6 protein-coding genes are annotated in these 25,048 nt (G+C 65.1%); 5 read left to right on the top strand and 1 reads right to left on the bottom strand.

All coding sequences use genetic code 11. The features are described 5' to 3' along the window. Positions 1-78: 78 nt before the first annotated feature. Complete coding sequence (locus tag ACIPQ1_RS10435) at positions 79-2,142, bottom strand: TonB-dependent receptor (RefSeq protein ID WP_411387340.1); 2,064 nt, start codon at positions 2,140-2,142, stop codon at positions 79-81. 248 nt (positions 2,143-2,390) lie between these two features. On the opposite strand from ACIPQ1_RS10435, the gene ACIPQ1_RS10430 reads away from it, so the two are divergent. The 5 genes from ACIPQ1_RS10430 (at position 2,391) to ACIPQ1_RS10410 (ending at position 25,047) form a co-directional block, all read left to right on the top strand. Beyond that, positions 2,391-3,368 (top strand): TauD/TfdA family dioxygenase, encoded by a 978-nt coding sequence (locus ACIPQ1_RS10430; protein ID WP_434702305.1) that lies wholly within the window; start codon positions 2,391-2,393, stop codon positions 3,366-3,368. Positions 3,369-3,375: 7 nt separating this feature from the next. Next, on the top strand, positions 3,376-6,804 hold the full coding sequence (locus ACIPQ1_RS10425) for a condensation domain-containing protein (RefSeq protein WP_446534053.1): 3,429 nt from the start codon (positions 3,376-3,378) through the stop codon (positions 6,802-6,804). A gap of 17 nt (positions 6,805-6,821) precedes the next feature. Continuing rightward, the gene (locus ACIPQ1_RS10420; RefSeq protein WP_186704826.1) at positions 6,822-7,868 is read left to right on the top strand and encodes a TauD/TfdA family dioxygenase; all 1,047 of its coding nucleotides are present in this window, start codon (positions 6,822-6,824) and stop codon (positions 7,866-7,868) included. Between the two features lie 111 nt (positions 7,869-7,979). Continuing rightward, a complete protein-coding gene (locus ACIPQ1_RS10415) occupies positions 7,980-11,042 on the top strand; it encodes a non-ribosomal peptide synthetase (RefSeq protein WP_446534052.1) in 3,063 nt (1,020 codons plus the stop codon). A gap of 58 nt (positions 11,043-11,100) precedes the next feature. Next, positions 11,101-25,047, top strand: coding sequence for a non-ribosomal peptide synthase/polyketide synthase (locus ACIPQ1_RS10410; RefSeq protein ID WP_446534051.1), 13,947 nt, complete (start codon positions 11,101-11,103; stop codon positions 25,045-25,047). Position 25,048: the final 1 nt, after the last annotated feature.

Here is a 25,048-nt window from a genome sequence, read left to right as displayed (position 1 = left end):
GGAACGAACAGCCTGGAAACAAACATCCGGAACGTTGCAGGACAGGCGCGGGGAGATTGCCTCCCCGCGCCCATGGGTTTACATGTCGTAGCGCAGGATCATCCCAACCGTGCGCGGTGCGCCGACGTCGATGATGGTGTCATTGCGGTTGTTGGTGACGTATTCCTTGTCGAAGGCGTTCTTCACGTAGGCGGAAACCGCGACATTCTTGGTGACTTTGTACTCGGTGTTGAAATTCACCAGCACATAGGCGTCGCTCTTACGTTCACCCGTCACTTTGCCGTTTGCGTCGAACTCGTACTCCGAAGGGGCGGTGCTCTGATAGACAATGTCCGTGCCGAAGATCAGGCGATCGTCGAAGCGATAGACACCACCCACCGAGGCCTTGTATTTAGGCGCGTAGAGGAACGCCTCGCCGCTCCTGTCCTGACCATTGTCAGCAACGAAATCCTTGTATTTGCTATCGGTAATGGCGCCACCGACATTCAGGGTCAGCTGTTCGGTGATGTCTTTTTCGACGAAGACTTCCAGGCCCTTGATATCACTGCGACCAGCGTTGTAGATATCAATGACGTTGCTACCGGCTTGGCGCACGCTGACCTGCTGATCTTTCCAATCCGTGTAATAGAGGTTGGCGCGGGTACGCAGGGTCTTGTCGAAGAACGAACCACGATAGGACAGCTCGTAGTTGGTGGTGTATTCCGGGTCGTAGGCCTGGTGACCGCTACCGGAGCGCAGGTTGACACCGCCACCGCGATAACCTTTCTGCACCATGAAACCGAGGTACTGGTCGGTTGCCAATTCGTAGTCGATGCCGAGTTTCGGCAGCACCGCATCAAACGACTTCTTGATTTTCTCGGGAACGAAGCGGCCATCTGCCTCAATATCGGTATCGTTCGTCTCGTGGTCGTAACGCAGGCCGGTGATCAAAGTCCAGCGCGGGGCGAACGTCCAGTTGACTTCGCCGAACACTGCCTTGTTTTCAATCTTGGTATCACCTTTGACGGTACGAACCAGCACGTTATCGAACAACAACCGGTCGTGGAAGTTGTTGGTGTTGTGGCCATAGTAGGCACCGACAAAACTCTTCACCGTGTCCGAGTCGTAATTCAGACGCAGCTCCTGACTGAACAGGTTGCCGTCCTGCTTACGCAGCACGACCTCGTTATCCACCGCATTCTGGTCAAAGTCCAGACGGTTGCTGTAGTCGGTACTGGTATTGGCGGTCATGCTCGTCAACGACCAGGCATCGTTCAGCCGGTAGTCCACCTTGGCGCTGAGCGTGTCCTGCTTGAGGTTGTCGTAGGCCTCGGTATTGGACGCGATGTCGTAATAGCTCGGCTTGCCATCGGCGCCGCGCATCGTCGAGCGATCACCCTGGCGATGTTCGTTATGGGCATAAGTCAGCAAGACGTCTGTGTCGTCATTGGGCAGGATCAGCAACTTACCGCGGACGTTGCTGGTGCGATGCGGGTTGGCGTCTTTATCGAGCGTGGTGTTGCGGATGTAGCCGTCACCGTCGGAATAATCCACGGCGATACGGCCGGCGATCTTGTCATCCACGATGGCCCCGCCGCCCGCCACGGCCGCACCGTGCTCACCGTAGTTGCCCATGCTGGTCTGCGCCGAGAAGCTCGGTTCGAAGGTTGGGTTCTTGGTGCGGATCACCACCGCGCCGGCCAGGGAGTTACGGCCTTGGGTGGTGGATTGCGGGCCGAGGAAAACCTCGACCTGTTCGGCATCCCAGAGCGGGACCGGACTTAAGGTCAGCGCGCGGTTCGGCTGCACGGCACCGTCGACATACACCGACACCGCACCGTTGAGGGCTGCTGGACCCTGGTCGTCGAAACCGGACACCGGCACGCCACGGATACCCCAGTTCTCGTTGCCGGCCTGGCTATAGACGCCGGGCGTACGGGCAAACACATCCACCAGGTCCTTGTCGCCGTGCTCACGCAGGTTCTTGTCGGTGACGACCACGACGCTGGACTGGGTTTTTTCGAGGCTGCGGTCGATCTTTTCACCGGTTACGGTGATGGGAGCGATCTCCATCTTGGCGGCTTCTTCCGCCGCCCAAGCGCCGTTGCTCAGACCAATGGCCGACCCTACAGCCAACGCAATTGTGTTCTTTTTGAAATTCACGCCCCACTCCCCTGCGACAGATATTTTTGGTTTTTTTGAGCTGGCCGAAGGCTGTGTGGCGCCAGCGGAGCGGAGTCTAATCCAAAAAAAAAATTAAATAAATAGTATTGATAATCCCTCTCATTTGTACCTAGTATGTCGTCTTGTATTGCCTTACATACATTACAGACGAGTCCTACAACACTGACCGCTGCCCTGCTTTCAAGGTCTTGTGACTGGTCGAAGACGCTATAAGAGGATGCACAAGGATGACCTCAATCGAACACCTGAACGGGCGTTCCGAGCTTTTTTCAATGGCGCCCACGGATGCAAGCGCCCAATCGCTACCCGTGCTGGTGCAAGGGGTACCGGGACAGTCGATCCACGACCTGGACGCCTCGATTCGCGACCGCGTGGCCCAGGTCCTGACCACCGTTGGCGGCGTGTTGTTTCGCGGTTTCACCGTTGCCACCCCCATCGACTTCAAGCGCTTCGCCGCCAGCTTCGGCGCGCCGCTGGCCAGTTACGAATTCGGTTCCACGCCGCGCAGCAAAGTCTTCGCCGGGGTCTATAGCTCCACCGAATACCCGGCCCATCAATTCATTCCCTTGCATAACGAGCAGGCCTACACCCGCCCCTGGCCTTCACGCATCTGGTTCCACTGCATCAAGGCCAGTGAAACCGGCGGCGAGACCCCGATCGCCGACAGCCGCCTGATCTACCAGCGCATGCCTGCCGAGATCCGCGAGCTGTTCGCCAGCCGCGAGCTGCTTTATGTACGCAACTACAGCGGCGCCCTGGACCTGCCTTGGGAAAAAGTCTTCAACACCCAGGACCGTGCCCAGGTCGAACGCTACTGCCAGGACAACGACATCGAGTGGGAATGGAAAGCCGATGGCGACCTGCGCACCCGCCAGCGTTGCGCCGCCGTGCAACAGCATCCCGAGACCGGCGAATGGGTCTGGTTCAACCAGGCGCACCTGTTCCATGTCTCGGCCATCGAACCGAGCGTACGCGCCAGCCTGCTGGCGGCGGTGGGTGAAGAGAACCTGCCGCGCCATGTCTATTTCGGCGACGGCTCGCCGATCGCCGACGACCTGCTCGACACCGTGCGCGAGGTCTACCGCGAGACTGCCGTCAGTTTTCCCTGGCAGCCCGGCGATATCCTGATGCTCGACAACCGACTGGTGGCACACGGTCGCAATCCTTTCACCGGTGACCGCAAAGTCATCGTCGCCATGGCGTGAATTGCACATGTTTTCTTTCGAACACTGGATCGACGTGCTGGAAACCAACGCCCAGCACTTCCCTCAGCGTGCCGCCCTGCATTTTCTGCCGGACGGCGTAGAGATCGGCGAAACCCTGACCTTTGCCCAACTGCACGAACAATCCCGTTCCCTGGCGGCCGCGCTGCAAGCGCGTTATGCCCCGGGTGACCGCGTGCTGTTGATGCTGCCCAGCAGCCTCGACTACGCCCGCGCCTTCTGTGCCTGCCTCTATGCAGGGCTGATTGCCGTGCCGTTGTTTCCACCGCCGTCGCGCAAACCGCGTCACCTCGACCGCGTCCGCAACGTGGTGGTGGATGCCGAGCCGGCGCTGATTCTCTCCCCGGCGGACTATTGCGAAGGCCTGCTGGAACTGGTGGAGGGCCGCGTCGATGTCCTGACCGTCCAGGACCTGGGCACACCACCGGCGAGCCAATGGCAACGCCCGACCATCGACGGTTCGACCGTGGCCTTCCTGCAATACACCTCGGGCTCCACCGGCTCGCCGAAAGGCGTCGAGGTGCGTCAGCGCAACCTGATCGCCAACGTCGAGCTGATGCGCCAGGCCTACGATTTCGACGAACACGGCGCCATGGTCAACTGGCTGCCGCTGTACCACGACATGGGCTTGATCGGCGGAATGCTGGCCCCGCTCTACAGCGGCATGCCGTGCTACCTGATGGCCTCCCAGACCTTCGTCAATGCGCCATCGACCTGGCTGCAGGCGTTGAGTCGCTACCGCGCCACAGCCAGTTTCGCCCCCAACTTCGCCTATGCCCTGTGCAACCGCGTGGTCAGCGACAACCTGATTGCGCAGCTCGACCTGAGCGCCTGGAAACACGCCATCAACGGCGCCGAACCGATCCACCCCGGCACCCTGGAAGCCTTTGCCCAGCGTTTTGCCGCCTGTGGTCTCAACTCGTTGGCCATCAGCCCCGGTTACGGCCAGGCCGAAGCCACCCTGTGCGTCAGCGCCACGCCGGCCGACGCGCTGCCGGTGGTGCTGCGCCTGGACAAAGCCGTGCTGGAGACCGGTCGCGTGGCACTGGCGGCCGACGATGCCGCCGCCGTGGAATTCGTCGCCTGCGGTTACCCGCAAGCCTTGCACAGCATCGCCATCGTCGACCCGCACACCTTCGAGCAATGCGCCGCCGATCGCATCGGCGAAGTCTGGCTCAAGGGGCCGAGCAACGCCGAATCCTACTGGAAGAATCCCGAGGCCACTCGCGAAGCCTTTGAGGCCCAAATTGTCGGCTCATCGGAACATTACCTGCGCTCCGGCGACCTGGGTTTCATGCACGAAGGCCAGGTCGTGATCTGCGGACGGCTCAAGGACCTGCTGATCCTCAATGGGCGCAACCTCTACCCCCACGACATCGAATTCGCCATTACCGATGCCGAGCCGGGCATCCGTACCGGACGCATCGCCGCCTTCTCGGAAATGGACCCGGCATTGGGCCGCGAGAAGTTGGTGATCGTCGCCGAGCCGCAACGCAAGTTCGTCGACCCTGCGCATCACCCGGCGCTGTTCGCGTCGATGCAAAACGCCGTGCGCGAAGCCGCCGACTGTGGCATCGACCAGATCGTGCTGGTGCAAGCCGGCACCATCCCGATGACCACCAGCGGCAAGATCGCCCGTCAAGGCGCGCGCAAGCAACTGGCCGCGGGCACGTTGAGCATCATCGCCCAGAGCGGTGCAACGCTGGCTTCGAATGGCGAGGTCCTGGACCTTGCCCAGCTCAAGCACCTGGCGAGCGAAACGCCGCAACAGGCCCAGGCCGCCTGCCGCCGATGGCTGGAACAGACACTGCACGCGGTCAATCCGTATTTTGCCGCCGACTTCGACCTCAGCCTGATCGGCCAAGGCCTGGACTCCATCGGCGTGGCCGACTTCGCCGCGCGCCTGCACAAGGACCTGGGCTGGAACCTCGACACCCAGGACTTGTTTGGGCAAACCACCCTCGGACAATGGGCGCTGGCCCTGCAAGACTTCCTGAATGAACCGGCGCCGACGGCCGAGGCTTCGACCGCGCGGGCTAACCTCAGCCAGGGGCATCAATCTTTCGCCCAGCGCCGGCTGTGGTTCCTGCGCCAACTGAACCCGGACGACACTCGCCACAACCTGGTGCTGCACCTGCGCCTGCAAGGTCCACTGGACATCGAGGCGCTGGCCCTGCGCTTGAACGCGCTGGTGGCGCGGCACGGCGTGTTGCGCACGGTGTACCGCGACGGTGTCGAGGGCCCGCAGCAACAGGTGTTGCCGGCCACGGCGGTCGCGCTGGTCCATCATGATGTGCGTGAGCAGAGCGAAGCGCAGCAACAACAGATGCTGAGCGAGCGCCTGGCCCATGAACACGCCACCCCTGTCGACCTGCAAGCCGGCCCGCTGCTGCGGGCACAGTTGCTCAGCCGACATGAGCAACAGCATGACCTGCTGCTGACCCTGCACCACATCGCCTTCGACGGACGTTCGGCGCAAGTGCTGCTGGCGGAACTGGCGGGTTCGACAGACGCCGCGCTCCCGGGGCAATACCTCGATTTCGCCCAGTGGGAAGCCCGGCACTGGAGCGAACAGCGGATCGCCAGCGAGCAGGACTTCTGGCGCGGACACCTGGCCGGCATGCCCCAGACCTTGGAACTGGGCGGCAACGGCCAGGCCCCGGGCGAACACAGCCTGGACTTCAACGTGCCCCAGGCCCGCTGCGAGCATTTGGCAACGCTGGCCCGGGAACAAGGCATGACCTTGTTCATGCTGCTGCTCGCCAGTTACCAACTGGTGCTCAAGCAACTGGGTGGCCAAGCGCAATTCTTGCTGGGCACCGATGTCAGCGGCCGGCCACTGGCCGAGCACAACGACGTCATCGGTTTCTTCGTCAACCAGTTGACCCTGCGTTGTGACGTGCGTGGCGAAGCGACCCTGGGCGGTTTCCTCGGGCGGGTTCGCGACGAAGCGCGCCTGGCCTATGCCCATCAAGGCCTGCCTTTCGACCTGGTGGTCTCGGCCCTCGCGCCGCAGCGCCGGCCCGGTCACTCGCCGCTGTTCCAGGTCAAGCTCAACTATCAACCGTCACGGGTGACCCCGACCGCCATCGCCGGCGCGCAGCTGTCCGCACTGGACGTGGCCCAGGCACCGGGGGATTTACACCTGGTGCTCGACCTGGTGCACGGCATTGAAGGTCTCGCCGCGACGCTCAAGTATCGCGGCGAATACTTCGACCAAGGCCGGGCCCTGCGCCTGCAACACCTGTGGACGTGCCTGCTGGAGCAACTCCCCAGCCTGCTGGACGAGCCGTTGCCAGCGCTGGCCGAGCGCATCGACAGCTGGGACCAGGCCTTTGCCCGTGAGCGGCAACAGTCCCAGGCGCTGGCCGGTCGCAGCCAGATGATGCAAGCCAAACGTCGCTCCTTGTCCCTTTAACCGAGTCGGATGCTTTTATGTCTATCGTGCCCCCATCGCCCCGCGCCCTTGGCGCCGTGCGTCGCAAAGCCATGAACGTCTCGGAACAACAATTGGTCACCGAGCGCCTGCTCAGCCCGGATCACGCCCTGCCCCTGGTGATCGAGCCCGCGGTCAGTGGCGTCGACCTGGTGGCCTGGGCCGCCCGGGAACGCGAGTCGCTGGAAAAGAAGCTGCTGGAATACGGCGCCCTGCTGTTCCGTGGTTTCAACGTCGCGTCCGTCGAGCAGTTCGACCAGGTGATCGCCGCGCTCTCCCCCGGCGCGCTGGAATACATGTTCCGCGCCTCGCCCCGGACACGGGTCGGCGGCAACATCTACACCTCGACCGACTACCCGGCCGACCAGATGATTTTCCCCCACAACGAGCACTCCTACTCGCCACGCTTCCCGTTGCGGCTGTTCTTCTACTGCCAAGTGCCGTCCGAGACCGGTGGCGAAACACCCATTGGTTCGACCCGTGCCGTGAAGGCCAGGATCAGCCCGCAGATCGAAGCGCGGTTCCGGGAAAAAGGCGTGCTGTACGTGCGCAACTATGGCGACGGCTTCGGCCTGCCGTGGCAAACCGTGTTCCAGTCCGAAGACCGCGGCGAAGTGGAAGCCTACTGCGCCAGCGTCGGCATCGACGTGGAATGGAAAGACAACAATCGCCTGCGCACCCGCCAACGCGGACCGGCCGTGGTGCGCCACCCGCGCACCGGCGAAGAAGTCTGGTTCAACCACGCCACGTTCTTCCACATCAGCACCTTGCCCGGGCGAATCCGCGATTCGCTGCAAAGCAACTTCAACGACCTCGACCTGCCCACCAACACCTTTTATGGCGATGGTGAACCGATCGAGCCAGAGGTCCTGGAGTCGCTGCGTGCGGCCTACCTCGACTCACTGGTGCGGTTCAGTTGGCAACAGGGGGACGTGTTGTTCATCGACAACATGCTCGCCGTGCACGGTCGCGAACCCTTCACTGGCAAGCGCGCCATCATGACCGGCATGGCTGAAGCCCTGCTGTCGAGCGACGTTGCCGTCTGACATTCAACGGGTCCACCTACCGTTCGCAGGAGGCTTGCCCGACCTATGTCCAGCAAGCCCCGGCGTTTGAGGGGTGATCCAGGCTCAAGCCCTTTTCCAGTCGAGATGAACATGAGCGGACTTCAAGGTTTTCGTATTTCCCCGCAACAGGCATCGGTCTATCCCCACATCAACGGCGCGACGCAGCACCCGTTCAGTTGCCATTTGCAATGGTCGCTGTCGCAACCGCTGGACATCGATACGCTGGACAACCGCCTGCAGGCGTTGGTGGCCGGCAGTGAAATCCTGCGCACGCGCCTGATGCCCGTGCCTGGCCTGCGCCATCCGGTGCAAGTGATCGACGAAACCGCTGCGCTGGCGGTGAGCCTCCAGGACCTGCGTCAACACAGCCGCGCCGACCAGGACGCCGCCCTGGCCCAATTCGCCAGCCAGCCTCGCGACTGGACAACCCCGTTGTGCGTCACCCTGGTGCGCCTGGACGATGAACAAACGGTCCTGGACCTGGCCGCGGCCAGCAGCCATTTCGACCTCGCCAGCCTGAAATGGCTGGCCGCCGCATTGCTGCAAGACACCGCCACCGACCTGTCCGAGACCTTGCAGTACGCCGACTACGCCGAATGGCGCTGGAGCCTGGTTGAAGACGCGCCGGACCATCCGGGCGTGAGCTTCTGGAAACCCTTGGGCGAAACCGAGCAGGCCGCCTTGCAACTGCCCCTCGAAACGACGCTCGAAGGCGGGTTCGCGCCGACCCGCCTGGACCTTACCCTACCGAGCGACCTCGCCCGCCACCCAGCCCTGATCCCGGATTTACTGCTGGCGGCATGGGCCGCGGTACTGGGACGATTGGCCGGCCAGCAACAGGTGCCGCTCACCCTGATCCACGAAAGTCGCGGTGCGGAACTGGAAAACACCCTGGGCCTGTTCGAGCAGTGCCTGCCCATGAGCATCGAACTGAACGCCCAGGCGACCTTACTGGAGCAAGGCACGCAAGTGGCTGTCACCCTGGAACGGGCGGTTGGCTGGCAGGACTACTACACCAGCACCCTCAACGGCGGATACGCCTTTGCCTGGCGCTCGGGCGATGCCCAGGAGCGTCATGCCAGCGCGGTAATGAACCCGCTGAAAGCGTGCCTGAACGTGCGCCAGTTGCCCGATAGCCTGCACGCGCAGCTGGTCTACGACCGCCATGCCCTCAGCGCCGAAGCCGCCGGCTGCCTCGCCGAGCAATGGCTGCAACTGTTGCAAGGCGCACTGGCCGAACCGCAACGGGCCTGGGCGCAGTTGCCCCTCGGTGGTGCGCTGCAATCGCGGTTGATCGGCACCGGCGCGGACGTGCCGTCCATCGAACCGGTGACACTGGTGGAATTGATTGCCCGCCAGGTTCGCCAGCAACCGAACGCCATCGCCCTGAGCGACCAGCACGGCGACCTCAGCTACAGCCGCCTCGACGCCTGCGCCACGCAATTGGCCCATCGCCTGGTCGCCGCCGGCATCGGCCCTGGGGTGCCGGTCGGCATCCTGTTCGCCCGCGGCAACGCCGCCATTGTCGCCATGCTCGCCGTCCTGAAAGCCGGTGGCGCCTACGTCCCCGTCGACCCGACCTACCCGGCCGAGCGCCGCGCCTACATGCTCGCCGACAGCGCCATCGCCCACATCGTGGTCAGCGCCGAACTGGCCGACAGCGTGCCGACCGACCTGCAACGCTTCGTGCTGGATGACCTGGCAACACCCGACCTCGGCGATTTGCCGGCGCTGCCGTTGCCGGACGCGAACGACCTCGCCTACTTGATCTACACCTCTGGCTCCACCGGTGCGCCGAAAGCCGTGGAGATCAGTCACGGCGCACTGAGCTTCTCGACCCAGGTGCGCATGGCGGCCTATGAGACGCCGGTACGTGCCTACCTGCTGCTGTCGTCGTTTGCCTTCGACAGTTCGGTCGCCGGGATTTTCTGGACCTTGGCCCAAGGCGGACGCCTGGTATTGCCCGCCCCGGGTGAAGAGCTGGAAATGGCCCGCCTGGCGCAATTGATTGCCCAGCATCAGGTCAGCCACGGCCTGTCATTGCCATCGCTGTACCAGGCCCTGCTCGATCAATTGCAGCGCAGCGGCGCAACCGACAGCCTCGCCTGCTGGATCGTCGCCGGTGAGGCCTGCCCGCCGTCGCTGATCGCGCAACACAGCAAGACCCTGCCCCATGCACGGCTGGTGAACGAATACGGCCCCACCGAAGCCACCGTCTGGGCCACCTATGAGGTGTTGGAGCCAGGCCGGAACGTCAGCATCGGCCGCCCCATCGCCGGCATGGACCTGCGCCTGCTGAACGAATTCGACAGTGCCTGCGGCATCGGCGAGCCGGGAGAAATCGTCCTCGCCGGCCCAACCCTGGCCTGCGGCTATCGCAACAAGCCCGAAGAAACCGCCAAGGCCTTCGTCACCCTGGCCGACGGCACCCGAGCCTATCGCACCGGTGACTTGGCGTGCTGGTTGGCCGACGGGCGCCTGGCCTTCCTCGGGCGCAAGGACCATCAGGTCAAGGTGCGCGGCTACCGCATCGAGCTGGGGGAAATCGAACGCCAGTTGTGCAGCCACAGCGACGTGCGCGAAGCCGCGGTGATCGTCCAGGAACAGCCCGCCGGCAAGCGCCTGCTCGCCTACATCCTCGCCGCCCACGGCTACGCACCGGACTCGGAGGCGATCAAGCGCTTCCTCGGCGAACGCCTGCCGTCGTACATGGTGCCGGCCCTGGTACTGACCCTGCCGAGCTTTCCGCGCACGCCCAACGGCAAGCTCGACACACGTCAGTTGCCCGACCCGGACCAGTTCGACGAAAGCGCCCAAGTGGCGCCGCGCAACGCCATGGAAACCACTTTGCAAGCCATCGTCGCCAAGGTCTTGAAGCTCTCGACGGTGAGCGTCACCGACAACTTCTTCGCCATCGGCGGCGACTCGATCCTGAGCCTGCAAGTGGTGGCCCAGGCCCACGAGCAAGGCATCGCGCTGTCGGCCAAGCAAGTTTTCGAACGCCAGACCATCGCCGCCATGGCCGAAGTCGCGCAAGCGCTGGACCCGAGCGCCGCCGAGCCGGACGCCGACAGCACCGAATTCAGCGCCTCGGGCCTGTCCGATGACGAAATGCAAGCGTTGATGGCCGAACTGGACGAGGCCGACCTGTGAACGGTTCTTCACCTCGCCACGCCATCACCGTTGCCCCTTTTTACGCAGGACGCTTTCAATGACCACCGAAAAAACCACCGGCAACCCGATCGAAGACATTTACCCGCTGTCGCCGCTGCAACAAGGGATGCTGTTCCACTCCCTGCTGCACGAAGACTCCGGGGTGTACCTGATGCAGGATCGCTACCGCATCGGCGGGGCCATCGATGAAGGAGCGTTCCTCGAATCGTGGCGCCAGGTGGTGGCGCTGCACCCTTCCCTGCGTGCCAGTTTCCAGTGGAAAAGCCAGAAGCAACCGGTGCAGGTCATCCATCGCCAGGTCAAGGTGCCGCTGGACACCCTCGACCTGCGCGGGCTCGCCCCCCATGAGCAGGAAGCGCGGATTCGCACGCTGCTGGAAGACGAGCAGAAAGTCGGCTTCAACCTGTCCAAGCCACCGCTGATTCGCTTCCGGCTGGTGCGCCTGGCCGACGAGTCCTACGAATTCATTCGCAGCTTCCACCACATCCTGATGGACGCCTGGTGCATTTCCCTGGTGACCGTGGACTTCCTCAAAGTCTACGAAGCGCTGTGCAACGACCGCACGCCCGAGCTGAAGAGCCCTCGGCCATTTCGCGACTACATCCAATGGCTGCAGCGCCAGGACGCGGGCAAGGCCGAGCAATTCTGGCGCGGCCAGTTGCAAGGCCTCAACGCGCCCACGCCACTGACCGTGGACAACGGCGTAACCCGCGACCGCTACACCGATGCGGTGCTGGTGGACGACCAACTGATTCACCTCGACGAACAGGAAACCCAGGCCCTGGCAGCGTTCTGCCGCGCTCGCCGGATCACCCCGAACACGTTTTTCCAGGGCGTCTGGTCGTTGCTGCTGTCGCGCTATAGCGGGCAACAGGACGTGGTCTTCGGCGTCACCGTGGCCGGGCGTCCGGCCGACCTGACTGGCGTCGCGGAAATGATCGGCCTGTTCATCAACACCTTGCCGCTGCGGGTTTCGGTGGACCCGAACGCCGCGCTCGGCAACTGGCTGGGCGACCTGCAAAAGCTCAACGTCGACATGCGCGACTTCGAACACACGCCGTTGACCGACATCCAGGGTTGGAGCGATTTTCCCCGGGGTGAGACCCTGTTCGACAGCATCCTGGTGTTCGAAAACGCGCCCATCGACGAACAGATCCTCGAAGGCGGCTTCCAGTTCAGCCTCGAAGGCATGGACCACAGCGTGCACACCCACTACGGCTTGACCGTGGTGATCCTGCCGGGCGAACAACTGGGCATCCGCGTGTCCTATGACCGCGAACGTTTCGACGCCGCCACCGTGCAGCGGCTGCTGGGCCACATCGCCAGCCTCGTGCGCAGCATGCTCGCCGCCCCCGACGCGCCGTTGGCCAGCTTCGAACTGCTGGCCGCCGACGAGCGTCAACAGTTGCTGGGCGAATGGGCGCTCAACCCTCACGATTTTCCGCTGGATCAAAGCTACGCCGAGCTGTTTGCCGCCCAGGTCGCCCAGCGCGGTGATCAGGTCGCCGCGATCTGTGCCGGCGAGTCGCTGACCTATGCCGAGCTGGACCTGCGCTCCACGCGCCTGGCCCATGCCCTGCGCGAGGCCGGCGCCGGTGAAGACCAACTGGTCGCGCTGGTCGCCCCCCGTGGCCTGGCGCTGTTGACCATGATGCTGGCGGTGTTCAAGGCCGGCGCGGCGATGCTGCCCCTGGAGGTCAATCACCCGCCCGAGCGCCTGCGGGAAATCCTCGGGCTGTCCCGCGCGCCATTGCTGGTTGCCAGCGAAGGGTGCAGCGACCTGCTCGATCAACTGCTCAGCGGCCTCGACCCGGCGCCCAAGGCGCTGTTCGCCGAGGCCTGCTGGACCGGTGGCAACGACGCGCCATTGCCGGTGCTCGCCCGCCCCGACAGCCTGGCCTACGTGCTGTTCACCTCGGGCTCGACCGGCACGCCCAAGGGCGTGATGATCGAACAGCGCGGCATGCTCAACAACATCTTCGGCAAGGTGCCGGCCCTGGGGCTCAGCGCCGCCGACCGGATTCCCCAGACCGCGTCGGTGGCGTTCGACATTTCGGTGTGGCAGTTCCTCGCCGCGCCGGTGCTCGGTGCCACTGTGCACATTCTTCCGGATGAAGTCGCCCACGACCCGCAACGCCTGTTGCAAGTGCTCGCCAGCGAGCGCTTGAACGTGCTGGAAATCGTCCCGAGCCTGATGCGCACCCTGCTCGCGCTGTGCCCGTGCGACTTGCAACTGCCGGACCTGCGCTGGGTCCTGCCCACCGGTGAAGCGCTGCCGCCAACCGTGGCCCGGGACTGGTTCGCGCGCTTCCCCGACATCGCCTTGATGAACGCCTACGGGCCGGCCGAATGCGCCGACGACGTGGCCTTCCAGCCGATCTTCGCAGCACCGGGGGCCGAGGTCAGCCACATGCCCATCGGCCAACCGACCGCCAACAACCGCCTGTATGTGCTGGACGAGGCCCAGCGGCCGGTGCCGGTGGGCGTGGCCGGGGAAATCTGTGTCGGTGGCGTGGGCGTTGGCCGCGGCTACCTGCACGATCCGCAGCGCACCGCTGAGGCCTTCATCAACCATCCTCGACTCGAAGGTCTTCTGTACCGCACCGGCGACCTGGGACGCTGGCGAGCAGACGGCGTGATCGAGTACCTCGGCCGCCGTGACCAACAGGTGAAACTGCGTGGGCACCGGATCGAGCTGACGGAAATCGAACACCGTCTCGCCCAGCATCCGAACGTGCGCGAAGCCGCCGTCCTGCTGCGGGAAAACACCGTCGGCGAAGCCTGGCTGGTGGCGTACTGGTCGGCCCATGACCAGAACGTGGGCAGTGAGGGCCTGAGCGAACACCTGCGCACGCAACTGCCGCCGTACATGGTGCCGGCGGCCTTCGTCTGCCTGGACAAACTGCCCCTGAACAATAACGGCAAGGTCGATCGCAAGGCCCTCGCCGCCCGCGAGCTGGACTGGCAGGCCGACACCCAGGAAAGCATCGCCCCACGCAATGCGCTGGAAACCGCCGTGGCCTCCATCTGGGCCGAAGTCCTGGGGCGTGACACGGTGGGCGTGGAAGATAACTTCTTCACCCTCGGTGGGCATTCGCTGCTGGCGACCCAGATCGTGGCCCGCCTGCGCACCCAGTTCAAGCTCGACCTGCCGTTGCGGGTGCTGTTCGAACAGCCGACCGTGGCCTTGCTGGCCGAGGCCATCGGCGCCCGCCAGGCCGAGGCCGCCGCACCGCACGCCAACGCACCCAGCGTACCCAAGGCCCAGCCACGCCCGCCGTTGCTGCCGCTGTCGTTCTCGCAACAGCGCCTGTGGTTCATCGAGCAACTGACACCCGGCACGACCCTGTTCAACATCCCGTTTGCCCTGCACCTCAAGGGTGAACTCAATGTTGAGGCGCTGCGCGCCAGCCTCAACGACCTGCTGGTGCGCCACGAAATCCTGCGCACCGGCATCCACAGCACCGACGGCGTACCGTGCCAACGCATCAGCCCGGCGCTGGACATCGCGCTGCCCTTCGAAGATTTGTCGGGCCTGACCGCCACCGCGCGCGAAGGCGCGCAGTTCAATGCCCTGCAAGACACCTTCGAGCAACCGTTCGACCTGACCAGCCCTCCGCTGCTACGGGCACGCTTGCTGCGCCTGGCGCCGGGCGAGCATGTGCTCGGCATCGCCCTGCATCACCTGGTCTCGGACGCGTGGTCGGCCACCATCGCCCTGCGCGAACTGGCCTTGGGTTATGAAGCCCGTTGCAACGGCGCCCCCGCCGAACTGCCGGCCCTGCCGCTGCAATACGCCGACTTCGCCCTCTGGCAGCGCGAGCACCTGCAAGGCGCCGAACTCAAGCGCCAGCTCGATTACTGGACCACCGCCCTCGACCGACGCGACAGCGATGCCAGTCCACTGCTGGCCTTGCCCACCGATCATCCACGGCCGTCGGTACAAAGCTATCGCGCCGGGATTGTCCAGCGTGAACTCAGCGCCGATCTCAGTGGCCGGGTGCAAGCTTTCGCCAGTCGCCTCGGCACCACGCCGTTCACCGTCCTCTTCGCCGGTTTCGCCGTGTTGATGCACCGCTTGAGCGGCGACGCCACGGTGCTGGTCGGCACCCCGGTCACCCACCGTGAACAGCCGGGCACCGAAGGCCTGCTGGGCATCCTGTTGAACAACCTGGCGATCCGCGCCGACTTCGAGCCGCAAGCGGACTTCACTGTCCTGGTCAAACAAGTCGCCGAACGCCTGCGCAGTGGCCTGCAACATCAGGACCTGCCGTTCGAGCAATTGGTGGACAGCCTGCAATTGCCACGCAGCCTCAGCCATGCGCCGCTGTACCAAGTAATGGTCGCCCAGCAACTGGCCATGGAGTCGCGGTTGCGCTTCCCCGGCCTGGAATTCGAAGCGCTGGACACACCGCTGCGACACTCTGAATGCGACTTGGACCTGCACGTGCTGTGCCCGGCCAATGCGCCGATCCAACTGGAGCTGATGTTCGCCCTCGACCTGTTCGTCGCAGACAGTGCTCGCCAGACCCTCGCCCGCCTGGAACACCTGCTCGAACACATGCTCGCCGAACCCCAGCGTCCGGTCGCCGCCTTGCCGCTGCTGATGGACGCCGAATGGCAACGCACCGTGGTCGAGTGGAACCGTACCGAGATGGCGGTGCCGACGCACCTGACCTTCGCCCAGTTGTTCGAACAACAGGCCGAGCGCACCCCGGAGCGTGACGCGCTGTGTTTCGAAGGCCGCAGCCTGAGCTACGGCGAATTGAACCGTAGGGCCAACCAAGTGGCCCATTACCTGCGCAGCCGCGGCGTGGGCGCGAACAGCCCGGTGGCGCTGTGTGTCGAGCGTTCGCTGGAGCTGCTGGTCGGCCTGCTGGGCATCCTCAAGTCCGGTGGCGCCTATGTGCCGCTGGACCCGACCTACCCAGCGGATCGCCTGGCATACATGATCGAAGACGCCCGACCGGCGCTGTTCCTCGGCCAGCAGGGCCTGCTGGAACAGCTGGGGGCCGAACTGCCACGCTTGCGCCTGGACAGCGACGCGGCGCTGTTCGCCGACCAGCCGGACAGCAACCCCGCCCCGCTCGCCGGCCCGCAAGACCTGGCCTACATCATGTACACCTCCGGTTCGACCGGTAAGCCCAAGGGCACCCTGGTGACCAACGGCTCGGTGGTCAACCTGGCCTGGGCGCGTATCCATGGCTTGTATCGCCGCTACACCGACCAGCCGATGCGCACCAGCTTCAACTACTCGTTCGCCTTCGACAGCTCGGTGGCCGAACTGATCCTGTTGCTCGACGGCCACAGCCTGTACCTGACCCCGGAAGACGTGCGCTACGACCCCGAGGCCCTGGCCGGTTTCTTCCGCGACACCCGCCTGGAGGCCTTCGAGTGCACCCCGGCACAGCTCAAGGTGCTGTTGGAGAGCGACGGCGTTCGCCGGGGCGAGGTGTACCTGCCGCGCTTCGTGCTGTTCGGTGGCGACGCGGTGGACGCGCAGCTGTGGCAACGCCTGCCGTCGATTGCCGGCAGCCGCTTCTTCAACACCTATGGCCCGACCGAATGCACCGTGGATGCCACCGGCTGCGCGGTGGATGACTTCCCGCAGCGGCCGATCATCGGCCGGCCCATCGCCAACGTGCGCACCTATGTGCTGGATGCCTTCCTCAATCCGATGCCGGTGGGCGTCCCGGGGGAACTGCACATCGGCGGTGCCGGCGTCACCCTGGGCTACCTCAACCGCGCCGAGCAGACGGCGAAGGTGTTCATCGAAGACCCGTTCTCATCGCAGCCAGGCGCGCGCATGTACAAGTCCGGCGACCTGGTGCGCTGGTTGCCCGACGGCCAGCTCGAATACCTGGGACGCATGGATCATCAAGTGAAGATCCGTGGCTTCCGCGTCGAACTGGGGGAAATCGAAACCCTGATCGGCGCCCAACCGGGCGTGCGCCAGGCCGTGGTGCTGGCCCGTGAAGACGTGCCTGGCGACAAGCGCCTGGTGGCCTACGTGACGTGCGACCAGCAGGCCGACATCCACGCCTGGCGCAAAACCATTGGCGCCGCCCTGCCCGACTACATGGTGCCCTCGGCGTTCGTGGTGCTCGATGAGCTGCCGCTGACGGACAACGGCAAACTCAACCGCAAGGCCTTGCCGGCCCCGGATATCCAAGCCGCGCCAGACGCCCTGGACCCGCCGCGCAGCGCCGCCGAACAACAACTGGCGGCCCTGTGGGCCGAGTTGCTGAACGTGCCGACGACGCAGATCGGCCGTGACAGCCACTTCTTCTACCTCGGTGGCCACTCGCTGCTGGCGGCGGCGCTGTTCGCCCGCCTGCGCCAACGCTTCGCCAGCGTGCCGCCGTTGCGGGCGGTGTTCGAGCACCCGACCCTCGAGGCCTTGGCCGCGCTGCTGGGCGATCCCCTGCAAGCCCCGGCGGCGACCTTCGTCCCGGCGGTTCGTCCGGCGCGCCTGCCGCTGTCGTTCGAACAGCAACGCTTGTGGTTCCTGGAACAACTGAGCGCCGGCGGTGGCGAGTACAACGTGGTCAGCGCCGTGCAACTGGACGGCGAACTCAATGCCCAGGCCCTGCAAACGGCCTTGAACAGCGTGGCCCAACGCCACGAGATCCTGCGCAGTCGCATCGTGCGCGATAGCGACGGCGAATTGCAGTTGGCGATCGACGCGCAGGTCGACATCACCGTGCAGGTGAAAACCCTGCAGGCCGCCAGTGACGAGCAATGGCAGGCACTGACCGACGCGGCGATTCACGCGGAAACCGGTCGCCGTTTCGACCTCGCCGTCGAAGTACCGATCCGGGCCACGTTGCTGCAACGCAGCGGCGGCGCCCAGTCGTTGCTGTTGCTCAGCGTGCACCACTGCGCCACCGATGACGCCTCCAGCCAGAACCTGCTGGAGGAACTGCGTCAGTTCTATACCGCCCAGTGCCAAGGCTCCCTGGCGACACTGCCGGCGCTGGCGTTGCAATACCCCGATTACGCCCTCTGGCAGCGCGAACCCGGTCAACAGACCGCGTTCAGCAGCCAACTGGACTACTGGCGCAACCAACTGGAGGACGGCGACTACCTGCTGGACCTGCCGACCGCACAGGGCCGTCCAAACCAGCTCGACCCGACGGCCGGCGCGGTGCAATTGCAATTGCCGCCCGCCCTGGTGGAACGCCTGCGGCAGTTCGCCCAGCAACGCGGCGCCACGCTGTACATGCTCATGCTCGGTGCGGCGCAGTTGCTCCTGGGGCGCTACGCCAACCAACGCGACGTGCGGGTTGGCAGCCCGGTGGCCCAGCGTCCATTCGCCGAGCTGCAGCCGCTGATCGGCTGCTTCGTCAACACCGTGGTCATGCGTGCCGACCTGGATCCGGCGCTGGACTTCGCAGGCTTGCTCGACCAGGTGCGCAACCGTGTGCTGGATGCCCAACAGCATCAGGACGTGCCGTTCGACCAGGTCGTCGAGCATTTGAAACCGTCGCGCAGCCTCGGCCAGACACCGCTGTTCCAAGTGCTGTTCGCCATGCAGAACGCCGACGCGTCGAGCCAACCATGGCCCCGGTTGCAAGTCAGCGAACGCGCGGTGACCGCCCAGGCCACCAAGTACGACCTGAACTGGGAAGTGCACGACGGCGAGGTGCTGTCGGTGTTGCTGGAATACCGCGCCGCGCTGTTCAGCGACACCACGGCCCGGCGTTGGCTGGAACAGTGGCAACAATTGCTGGAAACCATGCTCGACGCGCCACACACCCGCCTCGGTGATTGGACGCCGTTACCAGCGGCCGAGCGCCAGCGCCAGATGACCGAGTGGAACGCCACCGAACGTCACTACAGCGGCCCGACCAACCTGCACACCGCCCTGAGCCAGCAAGCGGCCCTGAGCCCCAACGCCCCGGCATTGGTGTTCGAAGGCCAGCGCCTGACGTATGCCGAACTCGACCAACGGGCGCACACCGTCGCCCGGGCCCTGCGCGCCGCTGGCGTGGGCACCGACAGCATCGTGCCGGTGTGCATGGAGCGCTCGGTGGAAATGGTCGTGGCCTTGCTGGGCATCGTCCATGCCGGCGCCGCGTGGCTGCCGCTGGATCCGGAGTTGCCGGCCACGCGCCTGGCCTTCCTGATCGAAGACGCCGACGCCAAGGTCACCTTGACCCAAGGCCAATGGCTGTCGCGCTTGCCCGTTGGGCATCAGGCCTGGACGCTGGATGCGTTGCCAAACGCTGAAGCCTTCGAACCGATCAGCGTCGAAGCCAACGACCTGGCCTACGTGCTCTACACCTCCGGTTCCACCGGCCAACCCAAAGGCGTGATGAACGAACACGGCGCCTTGATGAACCGCCTGCACTGGATGCAGGACGCCTTCCCGATTGGCCCGAACGACCGTGTGCTGCAAAAGACCCCATACAGCTTCGACGTCTCGGTGTGGGAGTTCTTCTGGCCCTTGATCACCGGCGCGACCCTGGTGGTTGCGCGTCCGGACGGTCATCGCGACCCGGCCTACCTCAGCCAGTTGATCCAACAGGAACGGGTCACGACGCTGCACTTCGTCCCTTCCATGCTCCGTGCCTTTGTCGAGGAGCCGAGCCTGGCCGACTGCCACAGCCTGCGCCAGGTCTTCGCCAGTGGCGAAGCCTTGCCAGTGGACCTGGTGCGGCGCTTCATGGGCCAACACCCGGCGGCGCTGGTCAACCTGTACGGCCCGACCGAAGCGGCCATCGACGTCTCGGTCTGGCGCTGCTCGGCGGACGATACGATCGTGCCGATCGGCAAGCCCATCGCCAACCTGCGCCTGTACATCCTCGACGAAGCCCTGCAACCGTTGCCGATTGGCAGCATCGGCGAGCTGTACATCGGCGGCGTCGGCGTGGCCCGTGGTTATCTGAAACGCCCGGACCTGACCGAAGAACGCTTCCTCGCCAACCCGTTCGTGGCCGGAGATCGGCTGTATCGCACCGGCGACCGTTGCCGCTTCCTGGCCGATGGCAACATCGAGTACCTGGGGCGTCTCGACCATCAGGTGAAGCTGCGTGGCCAGCGCATCGAATTGGGTGAAATCGACGCGGCGCTGCTGGCCCAGGCCGGTGTTCGCGACGCCGCCACCTTGTTGCTCGACCAGCGCCTGGTGAGTTTCTGGTGCGGTGACGCCGATGAGGCGACCCTGCGTGCCGACTTGAGCGACAGCCTGCCCGTGCACATGCAACCCAGCCTGTTCGTGCAGCTCGACTGCCTGCCACTCAACAGCAACGGCAAGCTCGACCGCAAGGCGTTGGTTGCCACGCCGCTGCCACACAGCCAAAGCGACCAGCCACGCACCGCGCCACGGGACGGGACTGAAACCGTGCTTTGCGAACTGTTCAGCGAAGTGCTGGGTGGTTCGGAAGTCGGCATCGAGGACAACTTTTTCCAACTCGGCGGCCACTCCTTGCTGGCCACCCGCCTGGTCAGCCGGGTCCGTGAGCGCCTGGGGGCCTCCCTGCCCTTGCCGCTGGTGTTCGCCCAACCGACGGTCGCGGCCCTGGCCGAGCACCTGCGCGCGGCCATGCCCGGTGAGTCGATCAGCGTACAACCGCGCCCGGCGCAACTGCCCCTGGGCCTGGCCCAGCGCCGCTTCTGGATGCTCAGCCGCCTGGTGCCGGAGTCCCGCGAGTACCACATGCCATTCGCCCTGACCTTGCGCGGCGAGCTGCAGGTCCAGGTCTTGCGTGAAGCTTTCGAGCAGGTCAGCCAGCGCCACCTGGTGCTGCGCAGCCGGATTGTCGACGTCGACGGCGAGCCGCAATTGCTGATCGACGACCACGGGCCGGCGCTTACGGTCACTGGCGTTGCAAGCCAGGACTGGGCCGCGACCTGCGCCAACGCCCAAGACGAACTGATGACACCGTTCGACCTGGCCGCCGCCGCGCCTTGGCGTGCGCACCTGCTGCAACGCCAGGGCAGCGACGAACACCTGTTGCTGGTGTGCCTGCACCACAGCGCCACCGACGGTTGGGCCATGCAGTTGCTCATCGACGAGCTGACCCAGGCCTACGCCGCCGGCCTGGACGGGCACTCGCCCACCTGGACCCCGCTGGAGATCGACTATGTCGATTTCGCCCTGTGGCAACAGCACCCGGACACCCAGGCCCGGCGCAGTGCCAGCCTGGACTATTGGAAAAACCACCTGGGCCAGGACGACTATCAGCTCGACCTGCCCATCGACCATCCACGTGGCGCCGAAGCCGATCGTCGCGCCCGGCAACTGACTGTCCGCCTCGGCAGCCAGCGCGCCGAAGCCATCCGGCAGTTCGCCCGTCAGCGCGGCACCACCACCTACGTGGTCTTGGCCACGGCCCTGAGCGCATTGCTGGCCCGCTACAGCGGCCAGCGGGAGATTCGCCTCGGCACCCCGGCGGACCAACGTGACCACGCCCAGACCCAGACCTTGCTGGCGTGCCTGGTCAACACCCTGGTGATCCGCAGCGACGTCGACCAACGGGCCCCGGCCGAGCAACTGCTCGCCAGCCTCGAGGCCGACCTGCGCGCCGCCCAGGCCCACGCCGACCTGCCGTTTGCCACCCTGGTCGGCGCCATTGCGCAGAATCGCGACTTGAACCGTACGCCGCTGTTCCAAGTGCTGTTCTCCCTCAACTATGGCCGAGTCGACAGCAACCAGTGGCCGGGGCTGAACGTCGAAGAGCAGATGCTGCCGGTGATCGACGCCAAATTCGAACAGAGCTGGGAAGTCCAGGACGACGGCAGCGACATGACGCTGGCGCTGGAATACCAATCGGCCTTGTACGACGAAGCGACGATGCAACGCTGGAGCGCGCAATGGTGCGCGCTGCTCGACGCCCTGGTGGCCGCCCCTGGGCGGACCCTGGTCGAGCTGTTCCCGCAACAGCAGGACCAGCAGCAACTCGACCGCTGGAACGCCACCGAACGTCACTACAGCGGCCCAAGCAACCTGCACACCGCCCTGAGCCAACAAGCAGCCCTGAGCCCCAACGCCCCGGCGCTGGTGTTCGAAGGCCAGCGCCTGACATATGCCGAACTGGACCAGCGGGCGCAATCCGTCGCCCGGGCCCTGCGCGCCGCCGGCGTGGGCACCGACAGCATCGTGCCGGTGTGCATGGAGCGCTCGGTGGAAATGGTCGTGGCCTTGCTCGGCATCGTCCATGCCGGCGCCGCGTGGTTGCCGCTGGATCCGGAGTTGCCGGCCACGCGCCTGGCCTTCCTGATCGAAGACGCCGAGGCCAAGGTCACCTTGACCCAAGCCCAGTGGTTGTCGCGCTTGCCCGTTGGGCATCAGGCCTGGACGCTGGATGCGTTGCCAAACGCTGAAGCCTTCGAACCGATCAGCGTCGAAGCCAACGACCTGGCCTACGTGCTCTACACCTCCGGTTCCACCGGCCAACCCAAAGGCGTGATGAACGAACACGGCGCCTTGATGAACCGCCTGCACTGGATGCAGGACGCCTTCCCGATTGGCCCGAACGACCGCGTCTTGCAGAAAACCCCATACAGCTTCGACGTCTCGGTGTGGGAGTTCTTCTGGCCCTTGATCACCGGCGCGACCCTGGTGGTTGCGCGTCCGGACGGTCATCGCGACCCGGCCTACCTCAGCCAGTTGATCCAACAGGAACGGGTCACGACGCTGCACTTCGTCCCTTCCATGCTCCGTGCCTTTGTCGAAGAGCCAAGCCTGGCCGACTGCCACAGCCTGCGCCAGGTCTTCGCCAGTGGCGAAGCCTTGCCGGTGGACCTGGTGCGGCGCTTCATGGGTCAACACCCGGCGGCGCTGGTCAACCTGTACGGCCCGACCGAAGCGGCCATCGACGTCTCGGTCTGGCGCTGCTCGGCCAACGACATGATCGTGCCGATCGGCAAGCCCATCGCCAACCTGCGCCTGTACATCCTCGACGAAGCCCTGCAACCGTTGCCGATTGGCAGCATCGGCGAGCTGTACATCGGAGGCATCGGTGTGGCCCGTGGCTATCTGAAACGCCCGGACCTGACCGAAGAACGCTTCCTTGCCAGCCCGTTCGTGGCCGGTGATCGGCTGTACCGCACCGGCGACCGTTGCCGTTTCCTGGCCGATGGCAACATCGAGTACCTGGGGCGTCTCGACCATCAGGTGAAACTGCGTGGCCAGCGCATCGAGCTGGGGGAAATCGACTCAGCCTTGTTGAACCTGCCGGCCGTTACCGGCGCCTGCACCCTGGTCATCGACAACCGCCTGGTGGCGTTCTACAGCAGTGCCACCGCGCAGTCGGACCTCGACACACAACTGGCGACCGAGCTGCCGGCCTACATGGTGCCAGCGGTGTGGGTGCACATCCCGGCCCTGCCCCTGAGTACCAATGGCAAGATCGACCGCAAGGCCCTGGCCGCCCTGCCCTTGCCCAACACCCAGAAAGACTACGCGGCACCGCGCAACGACCTGGAGCGCCTGCTTTGCCAGTTGTTCGGCGAACTGCTCGGCGAAACCTTGACCGGCGGCCGTGAAGTCGGCACCTCGGACAGTTTCTTCGCCTTGGGCGGTGACTCGATCCTCGGCCTGAAACTGATCTCACGCTTGCGTGAACAGGGCTATTCGCTCACGCCACGGGACCTGTTCCGTTCGCCGACCCCGGCGGCCCTGGCCCACGTGACCACCGCCCTGCTGACCCAGGCCGAACAAGGCGACGTGACCGGACCGATGCCGCTGATGCCGTTGCACCAGTGGTTCTTCGACCAGCAACAGGTCCAGGCCGCGCACTGGAACCAATCGGTGCTGGCCGACAGCGACCGTCGCCTGGAACCGGCCATCGTCCAAGCCACGCTGGACCGGCTGGTGGCCCACCACGACGCCCTGCGCCTGCGCTTCACCGAGGTCGACGGCCAATGGCAGGCGCACATCGCGCCAGTGGCTCCGGCCCAACTGACCTGCTGCCAGCAGCCGGAACAACTGCTGCAGGTCGCGCAAAGCCTGGACCTGCAACACGGCCCACTGTTTGCCGCAGCCCTGCTGGAAGGCACGCCGCAGCGCCTGTACCTGGTGGCCCATCACCTGGTGGTCGATGCGGTGTCCTGGACGCCGCTGCTGGAAGACTTCCAACAGTTGTACCCAGCCCTGGAGCGCGGCGAGCAGCCGACGTTGCCGGCGAAAACCACCTCGTATCGTCAATGGGCCGAGCACTTGCAAGCCCATGCCGCGAAGGCTGCTGCCGAACATCGCTACTGGAGTGCCCAGGCCTCTGCGAACCGACCGCCCATGGCCACGGTCGCCGAGCGCCAGACCCTCGCGGCCCGCTGGGACGCCAGCCGCACGCACCAATGGCTGACCGAATCCCACGCGGCTTACCGCACGCAACCGGAAGAACTGCTGATCGCCGCCCTCGCCGCGACCCTGGCCGAGGTCGAACAGCGCAGTGACATCGTCGTGGATCTGGAGCGCCACGGGCGTGACGCACCGTTTGCCGGGTTGGACGTCGGCCGCACCGTCGGCTGGTTCACCACCCTCTACCCGCTGCGCGTGAGCGCCAGCGGTGCCGCGGGCGATCAGGTGCGCAACGCCAAGCAAGCCTTGCGTGACGTCCCCGGCCTGGGCCTGGGCTACGGCTTGCTGCGCCAGCGCGGTGAGTTGCCGGCCAGCCACGGCGACGTGCTGTTCAACTACCTGGGGCATGAGCAAACGCCCGCGGGCTGGTTGCGCGCCAGCGCCCTGACCCCGCCGCCGGACGTGGCCCCGGTGAACCGAGTGACCCATGCCCGGGAAGTGGTGGCCTGGCTGGAGGACGGCGTGTTGCGTGTCGAATGGCACAGCGTCACGCCGAACGCCGACAGCCATTTGCCCGCTCGCCTGCTGGAACGCTTGCAGGCGCTGGTCGAACACTGCCTCGACCCGCAGGCCGGTTCGCTGATGCCGGCGGATTTCCCGCTGGCCAAGGCGCTGAACCAGAAATCCCTGGACAAACTGCTGGGCAAGCTCAAGACCAAACCCGATTCCCAAAGCTAGC

Source organism: Pseudomonas sp. LARHCG127, assembly GCF_052871455.1.
This window is presented reverse-complemented; position numbering and strand designations above follow the sequence as displayed.

Bases quoted from the DNA above. Each gene is read 5' to 3' on its own strand.
- ACIPQ1_RS10430 (WP_434702305.1), top strand. From the start codon at position 2,391: ATGACCTCAATCGAACACCTGAACGGGCGTTCCGAGCTTTTTTCAATG.
- ACIPQ1_RS10425 (WP_446534053.1), top strand. From the start codon at position 3,376: ATGTTTTCTTTCGAACACTGGATCGACGTGCTGGAAACCAACGCCCAG.
- ACIPQ1_RS10420 (WP_186704826.1), top strand. From the start codon at position 6,822: ATGTCTATCGTGCCCCCATCGCCCCGCGCCCTTGGCGCCGTGCGTCGC.
- ACIPQ1_RS10415 (WP_446534052.1), top strand. From the start codon at position 7,980: ATGAGCGGACTTCAAGGTTTTCGTATTTCCCCGCAACAGGCATCGGTC.
- ACIPQ1_RS10410 (WP_446534051.1), top strand. From the start codon at position 11,101: ATGACCACCGAAAAAACCACCGGCAACCCGATCGAAGACATTTACCCG.